Below are 22885 nucleotides of genomic sequence, written 5' to 3'. Positions count from 1 at the left end.
ATATTTAGGTACAACGAATAATTAACATCAAAATGTAATATTATGGCAGTTTTAAAAGTAATTGAAGTATTAGCTAATTCTGACAAAAGTTGGGAAGACGCTACAAAAAATGCAATACAGAAAGCATCTAAATCGGTTAATAACATTAAATCGGTTTATGTGAACGAACAAAGTGCAACGGTAAATAATGGAGAAATTGATAATTATCGGGTAAATCTAAAAATCACTTTCGAAATAGATTAAGTCTTAAAAAGATAGAAAGTCTGTTTAATTGCTAAAAGCCGTTAAACAGATTTTTTTTATTTTTATGAAAATAAACATCATAAAGCACCTGATATTTTTTCTATTTAGAATTATAGGTTCTAATTTTGAAAAAATTAAAAAAAATTAATATGGAAACAGACAAGTGGTTAGAGCAAGGAATTGCATTAGTAGTAGAATACGCTCCAAAAATTGTAATGGCTATTTTAATATGGATTATTGGTTCTATAATATTTAGCCGAGTAGTAAAATACGCACGAAAAATAATGGAGCGAAGAAACTATGAAATAAGTCTTCGTGAATTTTTAGGAACCCTTTTATATTGGGCGCTAAAAATACTTCTAATTATTGTTATTTTAGGAACATTAGGTATTGAAACTACCTCTTTTGCTGCTATTATTGCCTCGGCTGGTTTAGCTGTTGGTTTGGCACTACAAGGTTCTTTAGCAAACTTTGCTGGAGGAGTTCTTATTCTTATTTTCAAGCCTTTTAAAGTAGGCGATTTTATAGAAGCACAAGGGCTTTCTGGTACCGTTAAAGAAATTGGAATTATCAATACCGTTTTAAATACTTTCGGAAACCAACAAGCTATTATTCCAAACGGAAAGCTCTCCAATGAAAACATTGTAAACTATAGTGCAGAGAGCACCCGAAGAGAAAATATAACAGCTGGAATTAGCTATGATTCTGATATTAAAAAAGCAAAAGCAATTTTACTTGATATTGTAAGTAGTAATGACAAGGTGTTAAAGCATCCAGAACCCGCTGTTATGGTTGCAGAACTTGCAGATAGCTCTGTAAATTTATCATTAAGATATTGGGCTACAAACGATGATTTCTGGGATTGCCGTTGGTATGTTTTAGAAGAAATAAAGAATAGATTTGATGCAGAAGGTATTGAAATTCCTTACCCTCATCAAGTGGAGATTCAAAAACAAGCTTAATCCCTCAAGAAGGGTTTAATTTCCCAGAGCCTTTTCTTTTATAAGTTAACTATAGGGTTCTGCAGGGAAAGAAGTTAAATTGTTTCGTTCGAATATCTCGTGGGCTTGTCCTGCGAGTTAGTTTATTTTTTAGGTTTTGTAGTTACAAAATCTTTTAAATAATAAGGCTCAAAATAGGCGACATCCTCAAAGTCGCCTATTTTATATTTTTCGGTTGCTAAAACTGCCATATCTTTTGCTGAAGGATATTTTACTTCAGAAGAAAAAATAGCATTTTCGTGTGTAATTACAGTCTTACATTTCTCAGCACCATCGCCCACAAAATAAACGCTTCCCTCCTCTAAAAACTCAGAAAAAGATGTTGGAGTAATTATTTCAGCTTTTGTAGCCCTTACTTGCACTCCATTTTTAAAAATAGCAGCATAAACTTCCATTCTTCTTGCATCTAGCAAAGAGACTACAAAATCGGTTTTTTCATTATTATTTTCGGCTAAAACAGCCAGTGTAGGAACAGAAATTAATGGTTTATCCAAAGAATAACACAATCCTTTTGCAGTAGAAACTCCTATGCGCAAGCCTGTATAAGAACCAGGACCTTTACTTACCGCAATAGCATCTATTTCTGAAAACAACAAAGAAGCGTCTTTCAACGCTTCTTTTATAAATACATGTAAATTTTCAGCATGCGTATAACCGCTATCATTAATTTCTTTTAATGCTACTATTTTTCCGTTAGCACTTATACTCACAGAGCAATTGGTTGTTGCGGTTTCTATATTTAGAATCTTTGCCATTATGCAAAAATACTAGCTATATTACCATTCTTCCAAAGGAATTCCATAATAAAATTTAAGCACCTTTAAACGGAAGATAAAATCATATTTTGTTTGAATTAAAGTAGCTTCTGCATCGTCTAAACGTGCTTGCGCCTGACTAAAATCGAAGCTATTCATTAATCCAACATTGTAGCGTTCTTTAGCATAATCATAAGACAGACGTCTAGCTTCTACTGTTTTTCCTGCTGCTTCATAACTTTTATAAGAACCTTTTACATCTACATAAGCCTGATTAATATCTGTTTCTAAATTTAATTTCTCTTGTGTAAACTGTAATTTAGCGCGCTCCACATCAATTTGACTTCTCTTGATATTATTATTTACAGAAAACCCATTCAAGATTGGAATATTAATTTGCGCACCATACGCAAAACCATCTTGCAACCACAATTGGTCTTTAAAAGAAATTTCTGCTCCAGGTATTATTTGTTGCGTATTAGGATCTATAGTACTTGGATATCTTGCGTTATCAGAATATCTGGTATTATATTGAAAGAAAGCACTTATGGTAGGATACCTAGCTCCTTTTGCTATCTGAAGATCTTTTTCTGCTAAATCCACATTTGCTTCTGATGCTTTTATATCATTTCTAAAAGTCAAAGCTTTCTCATAAATTTCTCTTGGGGTAATCTCCAATACAGCATCATCTGGAATAGCATACCCTTCATCTACTACATCAAAATTTTCATAATCGCTTATTTGAAGCAATTGCGCTAAACTTATTCTTGCTATAAGCACACTGTTTTCAGCAGCAACTATTTGTTGTTCTTGATTTGCAGCAGTAGCTTGGATCTCTAGAAGGTCTCCTTTTGGCAACACTCCATTTTCTACTAACTCATTGGTACGCTCTAAATCTTGTTGTGTAGCTCTATATTGAGCATTTAAAACATTAAGCGTTTCTCTATTAGATAATATTTGTAGGTATGCATTTGCTACAGAAAGTCTAATATCATCTCGAATGTCGTCCGATTGATATTGAACAGCCATTGCATTTAATTTAGCTCTATTTAACTGATAAAAATTACGAAGCCCATCAAATAAAGTTAAAGAAGAAGAAATAGACGGTGTAACGTTAAAGAACTTTTGATTCACAAAACTATTTGTAGTTGGATCAATAGAATACCCTGTACTTGAAGAGGCAGACGCTTGCGCATTTAAAGAAGGTATAAAGTTCCCTATAGCGTCCGATTTGTCAAGCTTAACACTTTCTAAATCTAATTCTGCTTGTTGAATAGTAAGATTGTGCTCTTCAGCATACCTTACACATTCTTCAAGTGTCCACAGCTTTTTTTCTTGAGCAATGCCAACAACAGAGCACGTTAATGCTAAAATTAATATTTTAAACTTCATAAAGCTCATTTTAAATTTTCAGTATTAATTAGCTATCACCTTTTTTTTCATCGTCCATAGGTTCAGTTTTATTCCAAACCTTAATTTTATCATCTTTTGTTATTCCAGATAAGATTTCTACATTAATTCCATCTGAAACACCTAGCTCTAAATCGCGACGCTCATACTCATTCTCTCCAGTAACAATTTCAACATACGGTTTCTCTGTTTCTTTATCAAACTGAAGTAAAGCTTCTTTTATAGCAAGAACACCTTCTTTTTTCTCTAAAATAATAGAAGCATTTGCACTATATCCTGCTCTGATAAAAACATCTGAAGGAAGAGAAAGATCTGCTTTTATGGTAAACTGAACCGCTCCTTGGTCTTCAACCCCTTTTGGAGCGATGAATTTTAACTTAGCATCAAACTCCTTGTCTTGCACAGCTCCTAAATTAATAGAGATTGGCATTCCCATTTCTAATTTATCTACTTCTGCTTCATCTACTTGCCCTTCAAAAATCATTTTAGACATATCGGCAATTGTAGCAATAGAAGTACCATCATTAAAATTATTAGCCTCAATAACCTGATCTCCTTCTTTAACTGGAATCTCTAAAACAGTTCCGTCTACAGTAGCACGAATGTTTGTATTTGCAGTTGCAGATCCTCCAGCAGATCCTACACGGATAATTTGATAATCGTTTTGTGCATTTTGCAATTCTTGCTTTGCTTGATTGTATTGTAGTTCTACAGAAAGGAAATCCTGACTAGCAACAACTCCTTTGTCAAAAAGTTTCTTGTTTCTATCGTACTCAATTTTAGCATTATTGAGTGCTATTTGAGCATTACTCACACGTCCTCTAGCGCTTACCAACGACTGCTCGTTTGGAACTACTTTAATTTTTGCAATTAAATCTCCAGATTTTAATTTATCTCCTTCTTCTACTAAAATAGATTCGATAATTCCAGAAATTTGTGGTTTTATCAATACTTCATCTTCAGGAATAACTTTTCCTGTTGCAACAACTCTATTTGTAATAGTTTCTTCTGTTGCAGTTGCCGTATCAAAAGTTACAGCTGGTTTGCTATTTGTTTTTAAAACTCTTGCAACGGCATATAGAACCAAAATTACGCCTATTCCAATTAAAACGTATCTTAAAATTTTTTTCATAGTTGTTTAGTTTATTCTTCTCTTAATGCTTCTATTGGTTTTATTTTTACAGCTCTATTGGCTGGAATCAATCCTATTAATACACTCAATCCTATCATAAGGATAAATGAAAATAATATCTGCGGAATACTCACCGTTGGGTTCACAAAAGGATACTCATCTGTATGTCCAAATTTATAATCCAAAAAATGCAATGCCGCTACCGATATTACAAAACCTATTAAGCCTGCAAAAGTTGTAAGTACAATAGATTCTAATATTATTTGACGCTTTATTATTTTTGGCGTAGCGCCTAAAGCACGTCTAACTCCAATTTCGTTGGTTCGCTCTTTTACAGTTATCAGTAAAATATTACTCACAGCTATTACTCCTGCTAACAAGGTGAATGTCCCCACAAAAAACGAGAACCCTTGAAGCACTAGTGTAAAAGCACTAATTCCTTTAAAAATCTCAGAAAAATCAAACGATCCAATTGCTCTTATATCATCTGGATGTATGTTATATTTCCTTTTTAAGAGTGTTTTTATTTTTTTTTCAGCAACAGCAACTTCTTTATCAGGATCTACTAAAATAGCCATCCAACCTATTTTATTACCACTGTTAAATGCATTCTGAAAGGTGGTAAAAGGAACAAATATTGCATTCTCTCCTTCAAAATTTATATTATCATTTTTCTTATAAATCCCAACCACAGAAAAGTAGATTCCATTTATTTTAATAGACTTCCCTATTGCATTCTCCCCTTTATCAAACAGCAATTTATAAGCATCAACCCCAATAACACATACCTTTTTAGAGTCTTCAATATCATTTTGATTTATAAATCTTCCTTCTACAATACGTTTTTTAGATACTAAATCTATACTTGGGTAATCTCCATAAACTCCAGAACCGCTAGTTCTACCATTACGAATTACGGTTGCTGTCCCTCCAAAATCGCCTAGTTGAATTCTAGGTGCAATAATATCTACTTCACTAACCTGTTGTTTTATTAAATCTACATCTTCTAAGGTAAAATCTATAGGCCTTCCTCTTTCAAAACCTTTATAAGCCATAGAGGTAGTTTGAGTCCACATAAACATACTGTTTGTAGCGGTTCCTGCAAAAATTCTATTAAATCCATTAGACATTCCGTTTGTACCGCCTAACAAAAGAATTAAAATAACTATTGCAAAAATAACCCCAAGTGTTGTGAGGAATGTTCTAAGCATATTTTTAGTTAGCGTACTAAAAACTTCGCTCCAAAGGTCTCTGTCAAATATTCCCATAGTTAGTCTGCTCTTAGTGCTACAATTGGTTTAACGCTTGCCGCTTTCATTGCGGGAATCAATCCTGCTAATACTCCCGCTACAACCAATACAATGGTAGCGGTAATAATAGTTACATTATCTACGGATGGGTTTGAAAAGGCAGGAGCATCTATAATTGGAGAAATTAATGCAACCACAGCCATAGCAAACAACATTCCTATTAGTCCAGATATAGAAGTGATAAATACCGATTCTAACAAGACTAATTTAATTACATCAAAAGGTTTTGCTCCTAATGCTTTTCTAACCCCAATCTCTTTTGTTCTTTCTTTTATAATGAAAACTAATATGTTTCCAATCCCAACAATTCCAGCTATTAGAATTAACATTCCAATACCAATACTTATTACTGAAAGCATTGTAGTAAAGTTGGAAACATTAGAGAATTGTTCTGCGTAGTTATTAAAATACAGTGCTCCTTGATCTTCAGGGTCTATAATTAATCTTCGTTTTAAAGCTACTTCTATATTGTCTGAAAAATTTATAGCCTCCGCAAAATTAAATTCTGGATTATAGGTCAAAGCAATCTGATCAATGTTGCGAGTATTTCCATACAAACGCTGAAGCGTACTTACAGGCGTATACATATTTCGTTCCTCACGCTCATTTCCATCATCAGAAAAAATCCCTATTACCTTATAAGATAATTTGTTTAAAATTATATTTTGACCAACTGGGTCTACATCTTTAAAAAGTTCATCGGCTATTACTTTCCCAATAACAACAACTTTTAAAGTGTTTTGAATATCATTTTCATTAATATAACGTCCTTTTTCAACTACCGTACGCTCTATTATTTGATGATCTGGATTTACACCTCTAATAGAATAAGTTCCTGTTTCTTTTCCAAAATTTGCAGTAACACTTTTAGAAAATCTAGGAGTTATATATTCTAAATACCCTGTAAAACTCTGTTTTATAAAATCTAAATCTTCGTTATCAAATTGTATTCTTCTTCCTGCTTCAAAACCTCCATAAGGTTTTGTAGTAGATCCAGGATATATAAAAATAGAATTAGTAGCATCGTCATTAAACTGCTTTGTAAATCCATTTTTCATACCATCTACAGAAGCCAACAACAATACTAAAATAAAAATACCCCAAGCCACAGAAAACCCTGTTAAAAATGTTCTAAGCTTGTTGCTTTTTATACTATGGAATATTTCCGACCAAAGATCTCTACTGAACATACGGAGTAACTCTTACTTGATCAACTACTTTATCTTCTACTATAACACCATCTTTTAAATGCACAATACGCTTACACATATGTGCAATATCGTCTTCGTGAGTTACTACTAAAATGGTTTTTCCTTCATCATTAATTTTCTGGATAAGATCCATTACCTCATGAGACGTTTTACTATCCAAAGCTCCTGTAGGCTCATCGGCCAGCATTACTTTTGGTTCTGCTGCCAAAGCTCTTGCAATAGCAACTCTTTGCTTTTGCCCTCCAGAAAGTTCGCTAGGTAAATGATCCACCCATGGCCCTAATCCAACCGATTCAAGATGCTTTATAGCACGCTCCTTTCTCAACTTTCTATTAACTCCTTGATAGTATAGCGGAAGTGCTACATTTTCCCAAGCAGATTTATAATTTATTAAATTGAAAGACTGAAAAATGAAACCTAAGAATTTATTGCGGTAATTAGCCGCTTTGGTTTCATTAAGATTTTTTATGGTAACTCCATCTAAAAGATACTCGCCTTCATCTAAATTATCGAGCATTCCCAAGATATTTAACAAAGTAGATTTTCCAGATCCTGAGGACCCCATGATGGCAACTAACTCTCCTTCTTTTACAGAAAAGTTTATTCCTTTTAATACATGAAGTGAATTACTCCCCATGTGGTACGACTTGTGAAGGTCTTTTATTTCAATCATGATGGTTAGTTTTCTTAAGTAAGACACTAAAAACTTAGTGAAAATACAAAAATATAAGCTCGATTAAAACTTACTTACACATATATGACTACCAAACAAATGAAATGTTACAGAATAAATTAAAAAAAATTGACGAACAGCAATAAACAACTGATTATCAGATACAAATTATTTCATTCGCTTAAAAATAAAGTAACCTAATACAGCAATTAAGATATATGGTACCGCCATAAGATAGACTATTCCATTATTAATTCCTTCTGCTACCTCTTGATTTTCTCCTGTTTCCAAAACAGCACGACACATAGCACATTGTGCATGAATAAAATCTGGCAACAGTATGAAAGCAACAATCAGTATTAAAATTTTAAAGCTCTTCATTTAAATAATTTTAGGCGTAATATGGAGAAATCATAATATAAACTATTACCCCTGTTACAGCAACATACAACCATAACGGAAATGTAATTCTTGCAATTTTCTTATGCTTATTAAAACGTTTAGAAAGCGCACGTACATAGGTAATTAATACCAACGGGATAATTGCAATGGATAATATAATATGTGTTACTAAAATAAAATAATAGATATATTTTATAACGCCTTCTCCTCCAAAAACGGTAGAATCGGAGGTCATATGGTATACTACATACATTACCAAAAAAGCTACTGAAAGTCCGATACAAAATTTCATTAACCACTCATGTAATACATAATCTCTTTTTTTAATAGCAATAAAAGCGGCTATTAAAAAAATAGCGGTTAACCCATTTGTACTAGCATAAATAGGCGGTAAAAAGGATAAAGGCTCAACATTTGGAATTTTTATTCCAAATAAAGCAGCTACTACTACAGGAATTACAATTGATAAAATTACAATCCACTTATTATATTTTTTTTCTTCTGGTGTTTTTGTACTCATCTTATTTATTTAAAAGCGTTGCAATATCTTGTTCTATCATTTTAACACCTTCATCGGTTGTGCCATCATAATATACAATAGGATTTCCAAAATTGTCTGCTCTAGATCTAATAAATCCATTTCTATCAATTAAAGCAAAAAGCCCTGAGTGCTCAAAACCTCCATTAACATTTGCATTTTGCCCTGCATATAAATTAAATCCTGTGTTAGACAACTCATAAACTTGCTCCATATCTCCTGTCAACAAATGCCAGTTTGGACTTGTAATTCCGTATTCCTTAGCATATGCCAATAAAACTTCTGGAGTATCATGTTCTGGATTTATAGAGAAAGAAGCTACTGCAAAATCTTCATTTCTTTTAAATTTATTTTGAATTTTAACCATATTCCCTGTCATAACAGGACAAATAGTAGGACAAGTAGTAAAGAAAAATTCTACCACATAAACCTTTCCTTTGTAGTCTTCGTTTGTAATAGTATTTCCGTGTTGATCTACAAATTCAAAGCCAGGTACTTTCCCCATCTTTAACAAATCATCAGCTTCTAATTTCTTTTCACCAATAGCATGACGATCCATATCCACCACCGTACCGCTTTTTACACGATCAATAATTTTTGGAATAAAAATTATCCCGAAAACTAAAATTACAAACCCAACAACTATATAAGACTTATTCTTCATTGCTTTTCTTGTTATATTTTAAATACGACTCCTTATCACTTACACCATTCTTCTTGGTAGCCATTCTATATTCAGCTAAAAGAACTTTAATATCGTCTATCATTTTATTATTCAAAACAGCTACAGAAGTAGCATCATAGCCATACAACTCTCTGTTTGTATGGTCGTCTATTAGACGTCCTCGGTGATTAACCTCTTTATCAATTATAAAAACATAAGGACTATAGGAATCTTCATTCAATGAAAATGGGGTTTGCAAGCTATTAAAAACCGAAGCTATGTTTTCTTCTGAAGTAAAAATAAAATGCCAATTAGAAACATCTGCTAACGGACTTAATTCTTCTTTTAAACCTTTAACTGCTTCTTGTGTTCCTTCTGGAGAGAGAAAAACAAATTGAAAATCTTTAAATCCGTTAAATCGTTTATATATTTTCTGATTTAAATTGAAGGCATTTAGTTTTTTAGAACTCACATTCTGCCCTAAAAAACCAAGAACTGTTATTTTACCGTGAAGACTAACTTTATTCCCTTCAGAAGAGAACGAACTCACATCTTGGACTTGCTCGTTTAAAACAGGTAATTTTCCAAAATTATTTACTCCTGAAGCAAAAAAAAGATAAACAGCAATAGGAAGTATAAACAAAACTCCAAGAACGATATATTTCTTCATCTAGCATGTAATTAAAAACAGTACAAAAATAAAAAAGACGGTTAAAAACCGCCTTATGAGTATTGTTAAAGTATTAAAAATCCCAACTTATAAAGCCATCATGATAGACATCATGAATGTAATTACCTTCTACTAATAAGATAAACATTAAGTATGGAATTAAAATAAGTAGTGGCAAAACTATAGACCATCTAAAACTTCCTTTTTCTCCTTCTAAGTGCATAAATGCCCATGCAATATAATATGCCTTAACAAGAGTTAAGATGATAAAAATCCAGTTTAATAATTTCATTCCTAATACATAATTATCAAGAACTGCTGGACGTATAATACCTAATATAACTTCTACAATAGTAATTACGGAAAGGATTCCGAAAACTACCCAAATTCTTTTTGTATTCGATTCGTGTGCGTGTGCCATTTTTTTTAACTATATAATTTATACAAGGTAAAAGAAGGTAAATACAAATACCCAAACAAGATCTACAAAGTGCCAGTATAAACCAACCTTTTCAACCATTTCGTAGTTATTTCTTCTTTCGTAAGTTCCTAAAATAACATTGATAAATATAATGATATTGATAACAACTCCAGAAAGTACGTGGAAACCGTGGAATCCAGTAATAAAGAAGAAGAAATCTGCAAATAACCGATTTCCATATTCATTATGCACTAGGTTTGCTCCTTCTACCACCATTGCAGCTTGTGCTAGGCGCTCTGCTGTCTGCTCACGCGTAAGAACAACTTTCTTACCAGTTTCATCAGACATTTCTGTTCTAGCTACAATATTATGATTTGCTTCAAAACCTGCTTTTACTTCTTCTACTGAAAAAGATGGCAATGTAGTTTCCGACATAAACCAAATTCCTTGATTTGATTCTTGCGTAACACGTTCTCTATGTAATGGTTTTGCAAAATCTGCTAACGCTACGCGCTCTCCAGTTGAAGCATCTAGGAATTGAAGTATTCTTCCTGATTTTAATTCTACTGCTCCAAATTCACCTTTAATAAAGTTTTTCCACTCCCATGCTTGAGAACCAACAAAGATAATCCCTCCTATAATAGTAAAAAACATATACCATATAACGCGAGTTTTCTTTAATTGATGACCAGCATCTACTGCCAACACCATAGTAACAGAAGAAAAAATCAGGATAAACGTCATCAATGCCACATAGTACATTGGTGCGTCTACGCCATGTAAAAAAGGAAAGTGAGTAAACACTTCATCGGCAATTGGCCATGTTTCGATAAACTTGTATCGAGAAAAACCGTAAGCGGCTAAAAATCCAGAAAAAGTTAGTGCATCCGATACGATAAAAAACCACATCATCATTTTACCATAACTTGCGCTTAGAGGCTCATTTCCTCCACCCCAAACTTTTTCTTCAGAACCTGTTGTAACAGTAGCTTCCATAAATGTTAAAGTATTCTTATTTTAAAATTTTTCAAATTTACGTTTTTTATTTATCTAAAGAAATAGAAAAATAAAATCAAATATACCCACAAAAAGTCTAAAAAGTGCCAAAACATCGCACCGAGTTCTAAACCAAGGGTTTGACCGGGTATATATTTTTCTTTAAAATGATTATAAATTACAATAATCAACACTAATAAACCAGCAAATACGTGTACTAAGTGCGAAAACACGATGGCATATAAAAAAGATGTGGTAATTGTACTTTCACTTCCTGTGAAATAATAACCTGCATCTATAATTTCTGAAAATCCTTTAAACTGAAAATATACAAACAACAATCCTAATACAAAAGTTGCTAATAAAAACCCAGTTGCAGCACTACGATTATTCTTCTCAATGGATTTTTTTACCATATAAAAAGTAATACTACTTATTATTATTGAAATGGTACTGATAAAAAATGCTGGCGGAATTTCAATACTCGACACCCAATCTGGTCTTGACTTACTTACCACATATGCACTGGTTAAACCAGCAAACATCATTGCAATACTAATCATCCCAAACCAAAGCATCATCTTTTTAGCTCTAGCATTTTTTAATTCGCTACTACCTTGCGTTAAATCCATTAACTTAAAAATTTATCTACTACATATACAATTTGCATTAACGATATATAGCTTACACTTGCTAACATTAATGCTCTTGCCGATTTATTATCCCTTTTTTGATACAGCCTAAATGCAAAAACAAGCATTCCAATTCCCATTAAAAATATAATAACTGCGGCTGGAACAGAAAGTGTTAAACTCCCCGTAAGCCCCGTCACTGGAAACACAGATGCTAATAACATCCAAATAGTATACATTATAATTTGAATAGCAGTTGCTTTGTCTTTTTCCCCAGTAGGCAACATTTTAAAACCAGCTCTTTTGTAATCTTCATCTAAGAGCCAACCTATAGCCCAAAAATGTGGGAATTGCCAAAAGAATTGAATCATAAATAAAGTCCCTGGCTCTATTCCAAATTCATTTGTTGCAGCAACCCAGCCTAACATAAAAGGGATTGCTCCTGGAAAGGCTCCAACAAACACCGCCAGCGGTGTTTTTGTCTTTAAAGGTGTATAAACACAGGTATATAAAAAAATAGAAATAGCTCCAAACATTGCTGTTTTAGGATTAACTACATAAAGTGTAATTACTCCTAAAATGGTAAAAGTAATTGCTATTGTAAAGGCTACATTAACAGACATTCTTCCAGAAGGAATTGGTCTGTTTTGCGTACGCTTCATCAACGCATCTAAATCTTTTTCTATTAACTGATTAAAAGCATTTGAAGCTCCTACCATAAAATAGCCTCCGAAAGCTAAAAGAAGTAAAACTTTCCAACTAAAAGTCTCTGCACCCAATAAATATCCAGCTATGGAAGAAAAAACCACACTAAATGCGAGACCTGCTTTTGTAATTTGTTTAAAATCATCAAAAATCAGGGAAAATGTATTTGTATTTGTAGTTGTATCCAACGCGGTTTTCATCAATCCATTCTAAATCGGGTGCAAAGATAACTCACAAAAGGTTTTTATGCAATGATTTAACTAATGAACTCATCCTGATTTTCCCAATTAACTAAAAAAACACCTTTTTGTACTCGCTTTTTATCTTTTCCAGCTCTGCAACACTGCTATGTTACTCAAAAAAAATACCTCGAGGCAAACCCACGAGGTATGAATTGAAACAAATTTAACTCATTTCAATGTAAAGTTCTTTAATATACTCAGGACAAGCTCTTCGGGATCAAACCCTCCATAAGGAATTAAACACAAAAAAGGCATTGCACTACAATTTAAAAATCGCATCCAGTTAAATTACTGCACTTTAAAAATTATAGGTTTTAAAAAAACAACATCAACCTCCTGATTACCCTGTTTCCCGGGCTTCATCTGAGGTATCAGCCCTGTAACTCGCGCCGCTTCTTTCTCTAATGATTTATGAGGAGCTCGAACTTTAACATCAGAAACTTCTCCTTGTTTATTAATCTTAAACTGAACATCTATCCTTAATGTCCCACTCAACCCATAATCTGAAGCTATTGATGCGTCAAAATTTTTCTGAACAATCCTATTAATTTTATCACTCATACAATCTCTACGCTCGCTATTTGTTTCCAAAGTTTCACAACCAGGAAAAACAGGAACAAACTCAACAGTATTTATTGAGATAGGACCTATGTCTTCCACAGGCTCCGCATTAACTATATCGTCTACTGATACTTCTATTTTATCTTCTGATTTATTTAAAAACTCATCTTTAGCATCAATTTTAGTATCATCATCTACCACTTTCAATTCATCAATCAATTTTGAAATTTTCGGAAGGTCATTTTTCTGTGTAACTTCTTTAACCTTTTCTACTTCAAAAGCAGGCATTACATACACTTTCTCCTCTTCTAACATAGATACTTCAGGTAAATTAGCCGCTTCTGGAATTGCAAATGCAGTTTCGATTAAAAAATAACATCCTACCAAGGCTACTAACAATCCTATCTGAAAACGAATTACTCCACCTTTAATCTTAAAATCTTTTTTAGAAGCTCTTGATGAGCGGTCTTTAACAACTTCGGATTCTTTTTTTGTAAAATCTTTCATAAATATATGGTTTTAAAATAGTTAACTTCAAAACCATATTCAAGAAACGTACCAAAAATAAAAAAGCCCGAGTTTTAAACTCAGGCTTTTAAAAATATTATATAAAACTAAATTAGTTTAATTTAAATACAATTGGGTAAGCAAATGTTACTGGTGTTGGTCTACCTCTTTGTTTACCAGGGATAAGTTTAGGCAATTTATTAATAATTCTTCTTGCCTCTTCATCTAAACTCTTATCTGGAGCTCTTGTATTAAGAATAGTAATAGTACCATCTTTATTAATACGGAAGTTTACATACACTCTACCTTGAATCCCCATTTCTTGAGCCATATCAGGGTAACGGAATGTTTTTCTTACGTGCTTATCAAGATTTTCTTTAAAACAAGCAAATTGCTGTGCTTTAGGAACACCTTTACAGTCTTCAAACATTGGTTTATCCTCAATAACTGTAAAAGGTACATCAACATCAATAGGCTCTTCAACCTCAACAATGTCTTCAACTTCTGCAATCTCTTCTTCTTGAGTAGTTTCAGTAGATTCAATAACTGTTTCCTCTACTTCTTCTTCATCTTCTACAACTTCAATAACCTCTGGTGCCGCTGGTGGCGGTGGAGGTGGTGGAGTTTTAATTTGCTCCGTCAAAGGCACTTCTTCCTCTAACTGCTCATCAACATCCATAGTATAATTAAAAGCTTCTACTTTGTCGTATTTTTTCCATTCGATTGCTTGCCAACACACAAACGAGATGATAGCTAGCCCGATAGCAAAGTATAAACCGCTATTACGAGTTAAGTCAGCTTTTGGATTCTTTTTAGGTTCCATAATCTATATATTTGTTTGCTAATTTAATTATTTATTTGTGTAATTTCCAATTAAATTTCCTTTTTTAACGCAATCTTCTTGCTAAATAAAAGTTTATCAAAAAGATAGCTATTAAAATTCCTACTAAATTTGCGATAATATCTCTCAAATCAAAGGATCTTTCGTATGGTAATACATATTGTAATAACTCAATAATTATACCATAAGCAAAAGAAAACAGAGAAACTTTAGAAATTGCTCTTTTTAAATTGATTCTTTTAAAGTAACAATAGAATAAAACTGTGTTTACAAAGTAAAATATACCATGTACTAGTTTATCTGAAACTTCAATCCCCGATTCGACTTCTTTTACAATTTCAACGGAAACTAAACTTGCTACTGTAATACAAAACAGCCATAAAACGGCTAAAAAAAGATACCAATTTTTATTAAGCTCCAATAAGTTCTTTATAATCGGCATCGCTCAATAAATCTTCAACTTCAGAAGCATCAGAAATTTTAATTTTAATCATCCAACCGTCTCCATAAGGATCTGAATTTACTTTTTCTGGCTCATCTTCTAGAGACTCATTAAACGCTATAATTTCACCAGAAAGTGGCAAAAATAAATCTGAAACTGTTTTTACAGCTTCAACTGTCCCGAAAATCTCTTCTCTTTCTAGAGTTTCATCTACGGTTTCTACTTCTACGTAAACGATGTCTCCAAGTTCACCTTGAGCAAAATCTGTAACTCCTACGGTAGCTACATCGCCCTCTATTTTAACCCATTCGTGGTCTTTTGTGTATTTTAATTCTGAAGGAATGTTCATAAAAAATAAAATATTATAATATTAGCTCGACAAATGTAATTCTTTATACTAATGATTTCAAACAGAAAGTTGTTAATTTCCAAAATTATATCGTAATGTAAACCCTGTACGAATAGTAGTTTGCGGAAATGCAGTGGAAACTTTAAACTCTGAGAACGTATGATCGTAAAAGAAAAGTGTTGTTAAATTCTTGGTAAGCGCATAATCTGCAGTAAACTTAAGTGCCCAAATATTCTGCCCTGCTGTTACTTGATTTGTATTGATATCTAAATTTCTAATAACCGTTATATTGTCTCGTAACGATAAATCTGCTTTTAAATTTAAATCGCCTTTCAGTACATTTCTTCTTCCTCCAATATTAGTTACAAACCTAAGATCTGGAATTCTATATCCTAAACCAACAACATATTCATTCCCTGCCATTTCAGTAAGTAAATTATTATCAAAACTTAAAGAAAGCGCTCTATCCTTTCTCATTTCTGCTAAAACACTTACAGAATTATTCATTTCAAAATCCATTCTAATCAGTGGATTGAATTGCTCTACCAAGGTTGCATTGGTGTATAAAATTTCATTTTTATAGTTTCCTGATTGATCAAACTGACTTCCTTTTCCGTAATCCAAATTTGATCTAAAACTATTAATACTATAACTAGAACGATACCCGTGCGCCAAAGAAAAACGTCTAAAATTATCTTTAAACCATTGCATCCGCATAAGTCCAGTATACTTTACCGTCCAATTTGGTATTGGAGTATCCCTAAAAGCTCCTAAAGAGACACTACTTGCATTTTTACCAGTATAAGCGGCTATAAATGCAGGTAATAATACAGCTTGATTGGTTGGCCCATACCCAACAGGATAGTCAGCAGCATCTGGGTTTTCTGGTTCTCCAGCCAAGCGTTGGGCTATTAAAATTCTATTTTTACTGAATTGATTAAATGTTTCTGATGATTCTTCTTTAGTTTGATCAAAAGAAGTACCTATCATTATTGTAGAAATTGAGAAATCTCCATATTGATTTTGAATAAGCGCATTATAATCAAAAATCCCATCTCCATTTATATCTTCAATTTTATAGTTTTCAGCATACGATTCGGAATACTGCCTATCTGCTACCAAATCGATAGTTAAATCTCTAAAGGGCTGAACGTTTGCAGAAATATTCAATTGCGTAGCTTCTCTCGACATATATTGCTGGTTAAATTCTGGAAAGGTAGTTAACCATCCTTTTTGGGCGGCTTCATAACGAACATCAGACTGACTTCCGAAAACAAACCCCCATGAAGGACGCAATGTTCCTATAAAACCAACCGACTCCGTATATCCCGGCAACACTTTTCCTGTGTTGGAAGTATAACTAAGATTGATTCTTTTAACCATGGTTACCAAGTCTATCATTGTATTGTAACCTCCATACTTTTTAGTCTTAATTTCCGCTGGCGCTTGTTCTTGATCTGGATCGGCAATTGGTAAAGCTCCTCTAGAAGACTGATTTGCAGTAGTACCTGTTTTTCTTTTTAACCCGAGATAAGAATAGAGTTTATCCATTCCAAAAGAAGCATTTAAATTATGAGTACTTGCATTTTGAATTGTATTTAAATCTTCGCCTGCTACTTCATTTAAAACCTCACTTCCACGTTGCCAATCAAAATCTCCCGTATAGGCATAAGTTGCAGTAATAAAATTTAAAAACGGAATCTTATCCAGCGGAATATCATAATTTAATTGAAGTTGCTGCATATGCCTATTTGGATCTCCAACATTCCAAAAACCATCCCACAGAGCGAGATCTCTATTTACAATCTGATCTCCATTTTCGTCTTCTTCAAAATAATTCTTTATAATATGATTGTTGGCAGCTGTAAAATTAAACTGCAACGACTTTGTCAAATTATAATTTACTGCATATTGCCAATCGAATAAATAATTTCGTTGCTGCACTTCTGGTAATCCTAATAAATTAGAGGAATCTCCTGCAGCTAAAACTTGTCTAAAAGATTGTCTATTTAAAGTCCTTGTTATATTTGAATTTAAAGAAACACTTGTTGGAAGTAAATTGAAATTAAATTCTTTTAACCAATCCCAATACTTACTTTTTAAAATAGAATCCGAATTCTTTAAAGGCACCACCTCCAATGGCTTAAAGTTATGATTATATAAAAACCCTGTTCTTACATTTTGATCCCTTAATCGTTCAATTTCATAATCTCTATGCTCTACTTGGTTGTAAGCAAAATTAAAAGTGAAGTTCTCAATACCGTATACCGTTGGTTTTTGCTCTTCTCCTCTATTTTTTCGAACTCCAATAAAGTTTATACTCTTTCTTTTTGTGTAATCTTCAGCTTGATTTCTTATTTGCTCTCTTTCTTGAGTACTCGTTGCTGCATCCAGTCTATCATCTAATTTTATATCTTGGTATAAAGGATCAAACTCTGGAGTAATTAATTCTTCAGAAACACTATAATTCATAGGCACTTGAACCCCCCAATTTTTAGGTAGTAATTGTCCCAAATTAACATTACTATTAAGTGCATAACCAACCACATCTTCACGACTTCTTTCATTTGGAGTCTGATCTATACTTCCAAATCCAGAAGTACTCATATTCCCAGTAGCCGAAACATTCGCAAAATCAGCCACGTTTAAATCCATTGCTGCTATTGCCGCCCATCCTCCTTCGTTATCTAATTCTGCCAAACGCAATTCGTTAAACCAAACCTCTCCACAAACATCATCTCCAACAGCCGAACTTGGATTTTTTACCCCAACCATAGCGGCTCTAATATTTCCTAAACTAGGATTCCCTTTTACCGCAACTCGCAGATCTCCAAGCTCCCGAGGTGCAAATTCATCAATTTCATTCCCTTCTTCATCATAATAAGTTACCTCTTGAAGCGATCCATTAGCTATTCCGGCAGCTTTAATTTTTGAAAGTAAAGAAAGCGGTAAGTCAATACTATTTATATCAGGCCAAATTGTTGATGGATCTGTAGTCCCTCCAGGAGTTATCTGTAAAGGAACTTCTACTTGATAATAATTCTCTGTAAAATCTGTTCCTATTCTTAAAAAAGCAACCAAATCTCCATCTGCTACCGGATTGGTTTTATATTGCTCTGCATGAATAAACATTTTTAAGCGCTTATATTGTCTAATATCAATATTAATACTTTTAAATACTCCTCGAGAATCTTCTGGTTCTAAGTCGCAAACGGCAAACGAAAGTGATTGTTCGTTCTGACGTATAATTGTATTGTTATTATTTAATTGTTCTCTAACAACCCCTGGCGGCAATCTATATGGAATAGGATCTCTTTGTTCGTTTTCTTGAATATTTACGGTATTTACATCCACAAAAGTACCATCGTCATCTGGATCTGGATCGTCTTCTGGCTGTAAACTTTGAGAGTAGTTCCTCCAATCTCCACGTACTAAATCTAAGGTTCCAAAACGCAATACAATAGGATCATTAAATCCTGTCATAAACATTCTCATAAAACTGATAGATCGGATATCGGTAATTCCTCCTATAGCCTCATCATATTCATCAATAGGAACTTTAAATTGAATCCACCGCACACGGTAATTATCATTATTTGGTGTTTCCACCTCAACCTCTTTAATGTCTGTAACAAAAGGGTCGGTACGTTGAATATTTGGTCCAATTGGAATTCTATACTGAAAATAACTATCCACCGTATTCATCGTTAAATCACGATCAACATCTTCCACATCTGGTAAAGTTGTAGAACCTCTATTATTATTTCCTACTTGTACAGGAGAATTTCCTTGCGGATTATTATAATTATAATATCTATTTAAGATGTCTCCAGTAGCTTCTAAATAAAACTGGTAGTTATCTAAAGCTGGATCTGGCCCTGGATTATTATAAAAATTAGCCTCTTGATCATCTAAAAGTCCATCATAACCAGCATCTTGAATATTTCTATTGGAAGTATCTGCATTAAAAGCATAGACTAAAGATTGTGTTGAAGGTACTCTCCCAAAAGAGGTAGTATTTACTAATGCAGGGTTACTTTCTACTGGCAATCCATTTTCATACTGCTTCCTTCCATCTTTTAAAATATCTTCATTTATATTCCCTAAATTAAATACAAGTTCTCCACTTCCACCCGTTGTTGGACCATCTTCATAATAAGGATCTAAAAGCCAAAATTGGATATACTCAACATTAGATTGCTCAAAATTTGTACTATTAACAGAGCGCATAATTCCTCCCCAACGTTCTTGAGCTGGAAGTGTTTCGAAATTAGCATTATCGTTATACTGTCCTTTCTCTCCAGGATAATATGCAACATCTAAAGTAGGCTGTACCAATGTTTGACCTTGCGCTACATCTTGCTGAGGAAAAATTTCATCAATAAAAATTCGTCGTGTTTGATTTGTAGAGATATCATCATCCGTAATTCCTCCTGGACGTTGGTTACTATAAAAAATTGGATCAATAGTATACCATGCCATTTTTGCCCGTTTTGCTCTAGAGGCTATATTATCATTTTCAATTTCTCCTCCATATCCTATTGGAGCACTAGCTAAAGACCAAGCTAAAGAGGATCTAATATCTATAAATGCCTGAGCTCCCTCAAAATCGTCTAAATATGAGGTTGTCTCCCCATCAAAGTCGGAACTCTTTGGTGAGCCTGGCAATAAATAAGCAAAATCTCCACGTACAGACAGGTTAGACGCTACATCGGTATCTATATTCGGAAGTTTATTTACTAACCTAGTTAAAAAAGGAAGCTCTTTAGAATAGTTTCCATTTAAACCAAGAATGGTATTATTTACAGGTTCAATTCCGAAGTTTGACTTTTGTGTTAACGGACGCTCACTCATATTTAAAAACGTACCTCCTAACATAAAGTCTTCGTTAAATTGATGCTCTATATGAACTCCTGAAAATCTTCTAGTTTGCTGTCCAAAAACGGCATTGTTTTCCACAGACACTTCAATTGGAACATTGGATGCTCGTAGGCCTTCATCTAAAATCTGAACTGTTCCCGCCTGATAATTTACTGTATAATCAATTCCTTCTTGAAGCACTCTTCCGCCAGCAGTAACTCTTACAGAACCTCGGGGAACATTAAAAGCACCTAATGGAATTCCTCCAGAACTTTCTGCTTTATAACGCCCTTTAAGCATAAACTTATTTTTCTCAGCACTTTCTAAAGAAGCAGCTTTTGTAAGTTTATACATGTTTCGATACACATATTGCGCTTGATTGTCATTATTAGGAGTAAAATTAGGATCATCATAGTTATTTCCTCCTCCTAAAACATCATATAAAAACTCTCCAAAAGGTTCTACTTTTGTAAACTTTATTAAGCCATTTTGTACATCTACAGTTACACCAGGCAGGAAGTCGAAGAAACCATCTCCACCATTCTGCGGATCGTTATACACATTTAATCTGTCAAAATTAAAAACATCTAGCAATATTCTATCTTCCAATCCTTGCGGCCAAGTAGCATCGTCTACCGGAGTGATGTAATTTATTGGTGAAGGATCTGTATATAAAATATTCATTCTGAAATCTTCTTGAGAAAGCTGATATGCTCCTGTTGAGTAGAAGTTTTTCATCATTAAATCCCATATAGGGTCGCTAACATTGGTAATATTACTTTTCAGCATTTTTAAAACTAACGCCTGAGGATTTACTTGCGTTACCACCCCATTTGTTTCTTCAAACTCAGTAGCATTTACCCCATCATTTGCAAATTCCCCCACTTGATACACTTCCCCTTGATAAGTATATTGGAATGCAACAGCTAAAACCTCATCATTACTTAATCTTTGGTTTAAGGAGATATAACCGAGTTGTGTATCTACTGTGTATTCACGATTTGGCTCTAATTTTCTAGCATTTTCTAAGATAGAATAATCAAACCCCTGACTCGGATTATAGCCAGCAACATTAAATCCTTGCTGAACAGTAGCTATATCCCTAATAGATTCTGTCAACGCAGAACCAGCTCCCCCTATATTAAAAGGGTCGTAAGCATTGGAGGCATTTCGGGGTAAGTTATTAATAGTACCAAAAAATCCTGGAGGCGCATTCTGATTAATACGTGTATTGGCTGGCTCTGGTTCTCCTAAATCTTGAAGTGCCACTAAGTTTCTTACGTTATCTGTACGCTGTGCTCTATTTGTTACCCATACCTCAATTCTCGTAATTTGAACTTGACTTCTAATAAAAGGGTAATTTTCTAAGGCCTGATCGTATTGATCTCTAAAATATTGCGATAAGAAGAAGTGTCTATCTTCATCGTAATCTAACGCTAATATCTCAAATTCATTGATAGTTCCTCCTCCTTGCGCTGTTACACTTCTACTTTGAGAGCGTTGTTCCGAAAAAACACCAGTTACAGTAGTTCTACCAAATTTCAATTCTGTTTTTACTCCAAAAAGACTTTGTGCTCCATTTATTAAAGAGCTATTAAGTGGCATACTTACATTACCAACTTCTATTTTCTGAATAATATCATCTTCATTTGGAGTATATTCAAGTTTTATAAGATTTTGAAAATCGAAGGTTGCCTCTGTATCATAATTTGCATTAATTGATAACCGCGTACCTACTCTCCCTAATAAACTCAAACTAATACGCTGATCAAAATCAAAGGAAACATTACTTCTATTTCTTGGTGATAAGGCTGGATTATCATTTTTTTGAAAACGCACTCCCAAGTCCATCGCCACGGATCCTTGTGGAATTACTTCTATAGTATTCCCTCCAAAAACACTTTCAAAGAAATTAGAATTCACATAAAAATTAGGTAAAAGATTTTTCTGAGCCTCTTCTGTTCCTTCTTTCCCAGAAACAGCATCGATTTTCTCTTTGAAATAATCTCTCATCTGCTCATTTAAAATGAGTCGCTCATACTCTTCAGGAGTTAGAATAACAGGATAAGAGATATCATAATTCCCTATAGATTCTGTATAAATATATTTATCTGTTACTGGGTCGTAGGTATATTTTGAAGAAACGCTTTCTAACTTCTGCATTTTAATTCTACCCAAGGAAACCCCTGCCTGGGTGGAATCTTGCTCTTGCTCGGACTCCTCCTGGGAAAATACAGTAGTTGTTAAAAATAAACAGCAAACAACAATAAATATTCTCAACTGTTTATTAATTAAGTTAGGGCTGGTTATAGTTTTCAAG

The 22885-nt window shown here is 33.5% G+C and carries 21 protein-coding genes; 2 read left to right on the top strand and 19 right to left on the bottom strand.

Annotated elements, in window-relative coordinates; all coding sequences use genetic code 11:
- Nucleotides 1-42: 42 nt before the first annotated feature.
- On the top strand, nucleotides 43-243 hold the full coding sequence (locus AC13CQ_RS17435; protein ID WP_008612012.1) for a dodecin family protein: 201 nt from the start codon (nucleotides 43-45) through the stop codon (nucleotides 241-243).
- Between the two features lie 149 nt (nucleotides 244-392).
- Complete coding sequence (locus AC13CQ_RS17430) at nucleotides 393-1205, top strand: mechanosensitive ion channel family protein (RefSeq protein WP_008612011.1); 813 nt, start codon at nucleotides 393-395, stop codon at nucleotides 1203-1205.
- Nucleotides 1206-1327: 122 nt separating this feature from the next.
- Here AC13CQ_RS17430 and tsaB read toward each other — a convergent pair whose 3' ends face one another.
- The 19 genes from tsaB to sov all read right to left on the bottom strand — a co-directional run bounded on the left by tsaB (nucleotide 1328) and on the right by sov (nucleotide 22884).
- Nucleotides 1328-1999: a tRNA (adenosine(37)-N6)-threonylcarbamoyltransferase complex dimerization subunit type 1 TsaB gene (gene tsaB / locus AC13CQ_RS17425; protein ID WP_008612010.1), complete on the bottom strand. Its 672-nt coding sequence runs from the start codon at nucleotides 1997-1999 to the stop codon at nucleotides 1328-1330.
- A 21-nt stretch (nucleotides 2000-2020) separates the two neighbouring features.
- Nucleotides 2021-3391 (bottom strand): TolC family protein, encoded by a 1371-nt coding sequence (locus AC13CQ_RS17420; protein ID WP_008612009.1) that lies wholly within the window; start codon nucleotides 3389-3391, stop codon nucleotides 2021-2023.
- Between the two features lie 28 nt (nucleotides 3392-3419).
- Nucleotides 3420-4541, bottom strand: coding sequence for an efflux RND transporter periplasmic adaptor subunit (locus AC13CQ_RS17415; RefSeq protein ID WP_008612000.1), 1122 nt, complete (start codon nucleotides 4539-4541; stop codon nucleotides 3420-3422).
- Between the two features lie 11 nt (nucleotides 4542-4552).
- Entirely contained in the window at nucleotides 4553-5809 is a 1257-nt protein-coding gene (locus AC13CQ_RS17410; RefSeq protein ID WP_008611998.1) for an ABC transporter permease, read from the bottom strand.
- 2 nt (nucleotides 5810-5811) lie between these two features.
- Nucleotides 5812-7041 (bottom strand): ABC transporter permease, encoded by a 1230-nt coding sequence (locus AC13CQ_RS17405; RefSeq protein ID WP_008611997.1) that lies wholly within the window; start codon nucleotides 7039-7041, stop codon nucleotides 5812-5814.
- Nucleotides 7031-7735: an ABC transporter ATP-binding protein gene (locus tag AC13CQ_RS17400; protein WP_008611996.1), complete on the bottom strand. Its 705-nt coding sequence runs from the start codon at nucleotides 7733-7735 to the stop codon at nucleotides 7031-7033. Before AC13CQ_RS17400 ends, AC13CQ_RS17405 begins: the two co-directional genes overlap by 11 nt.
- 168 nt (nucleotides 7736-7903) lie before the next feature.
- A complete protein-coding gene (locus AC13CQ_RS17395; RefSeq protein WP_008611995.1) occupies nucleotides 7904-8116 on the bottom strand; it encodes a hypothetical protein in 213 nt (70 codons plus the stop codon).
- A gap of 10 nt (nucleotides 8117-8126) precedes the next feature.
- Nucleotides 8127-8657: a DUF420 domain-containing protein gene (locus AC13CQ_RS17390; protein WP_474506532.1), complete on the bottom strand. Its 531-nt coding sequence runs from the start codon at nucleotides 8655-8657 to the stop codon at nucleotides 8127-8129.
- A gap of 1 nt (nucleotide 8658) precedes the next feature.
- A complete protein-coding gene (locus AC13CQ_RS17385) occupies nucleotides 8659-9339 on the bottom strand; it encodes an SCO family protein (protein WP_008611993.1) in 681 nt (226 codons plus the stop codon).
- On the bottom strand, nucleotides 9329-10009 hold the full coding sequence (locus AC13CQ_RS17380) for a hypothetical protein (protein ID WP_008611991.1): 681 nt from the start codon (nucleotides 10007-10009) through the stop codon (nucleotides 9329-9331). The genes AC13CQ_RS17385 and AC13CQ_RS17380 overlap by 11 nt, the downstream gene beginning before the upstream one ends.
- A gap of 73 nt (nucleotides 10010-10082) precedes the next feature.
- On the bottom strand, nucleotides 10083-10430 hold the full coding sequence (locus AC13CQ_RS17375; RefSeq protein WP_008611990.1) for a cytochrome C oxidase subunit IV family protein: 348 nt from the start codon (nucleotides 10428-10430) through the stop codon (nucleotides 10083-10085).
- A gap of 18 nt (nucleotides 10431-10448) precedes the next feature.
- Nucleotides 10449-11426, bottom strand: coding sequence for a cytochrome c oxidase subunit 3 (locus tag AC13CQ_RS17370; protein ID WP_474506533.1), 978 nt, complete (start codon nucleotides 11424-11426; stop codon nucleotides 10449-10451).
- Nucleotides 11427-11476: 50 nt separating this feature from the next.
- On the bottom strand, nucleotides 11477-12058 hold the full coding sequence (locus AC13CQ_RS17365) for a cytochrome c oxidase subunit 3 (protein WP_335587689.1): 582 nt from the start codon (nucleotides 12056-12058) through the stop codon (nucleotides 11477-11479).
- Nucleotides 12058-12963: a heme o synthase gene (gene cyoE / locus AC13CQ_RS17360; RefSeq protein WP_335587688.1), complete on the bottom strand. Its 906-nt coding sequence runs from the start codon at nucleotides 12961-12963 to the stop codon at nucleotides 12058-12060. Before cyoE ends, AC13CQ_RS17365 begins: the two co-directional genes overlap by 1 nt.
- A 330-nt stretch (nucleotides 12964-13293) precedes the next feature.
- On the bottom strand, nucleotides 13294-14073 hold the full coding sequence (locus AC13CQ_RS17355) for an energy transducer TonB (RefSeq protein WP_335587687.1): 780 nt from the start codon (nucleotides 14071-14073) through the stop codon (nucleotides 13294-13296).
- 112 nt (nucleotides 14074-14185) lie between these two features.
- Nucleotides 14186-14896, bottom strand: a complete 711-nt coding sequence (locus tag AC13CQ_RS17350; protein ID WP_456868223.1) for an energy transducer TonB — start codon at nucleotides 14894-14896, stop codon at nucleotides 14186-14188.
- Nucleotides 14897-14960: 64 nt separating this feature from the next.
- Nucleotides 14961-15335 (bottom strand): VanZ family protein, encoded by a 375-nt coding sequence (locus AC13CQ_RS17345; RefSeq protein ID WP_474506534.1) that lies wholly within the window; start codon nucleotides 15333-15335, stop codon nucleotides 14961-14963.
- Entirely contained in the window at nucleotides 15325-15705 is a 381-nt protein-coding gene (gene gcvH, locus AC13CQ_RS17340; protein WP_008611982.1) for a glycine cleavage system protein GcvH, read from the bottom strand. Before gcvH ends, AC13CQ_RS17345 begins: the two co-directional genes overlap by 11 nt.
- Nucleotides 15706-15777: 72 nt before the next feature.
- Nucleotides 15778-22884 carry a T9SS outer membrane translocon Sov/SprA gene (gene sov, locus AC13CQ_RS17335; RefSeq protein WP_474506535.1) on the bottom strand — a complete coding sequence of 2369 codons (7107 nt, stop codon included), beginning with the start codon at nucleotides 22882-22884 and terminating at the stop codon, nucleotides 15778-15780.
- Nucleotide 22885: the final 1 nt, after the last annotated feature.

The sequence above is a fragment of the Galbibacter sp. L-19 genome (assembly GCF_056857615.1).
The sequence above is the reverse complement of the archived record's forward strand: the minus strand, read 5'-3'. Positions and strand labels throughout refer to the sequence as shown.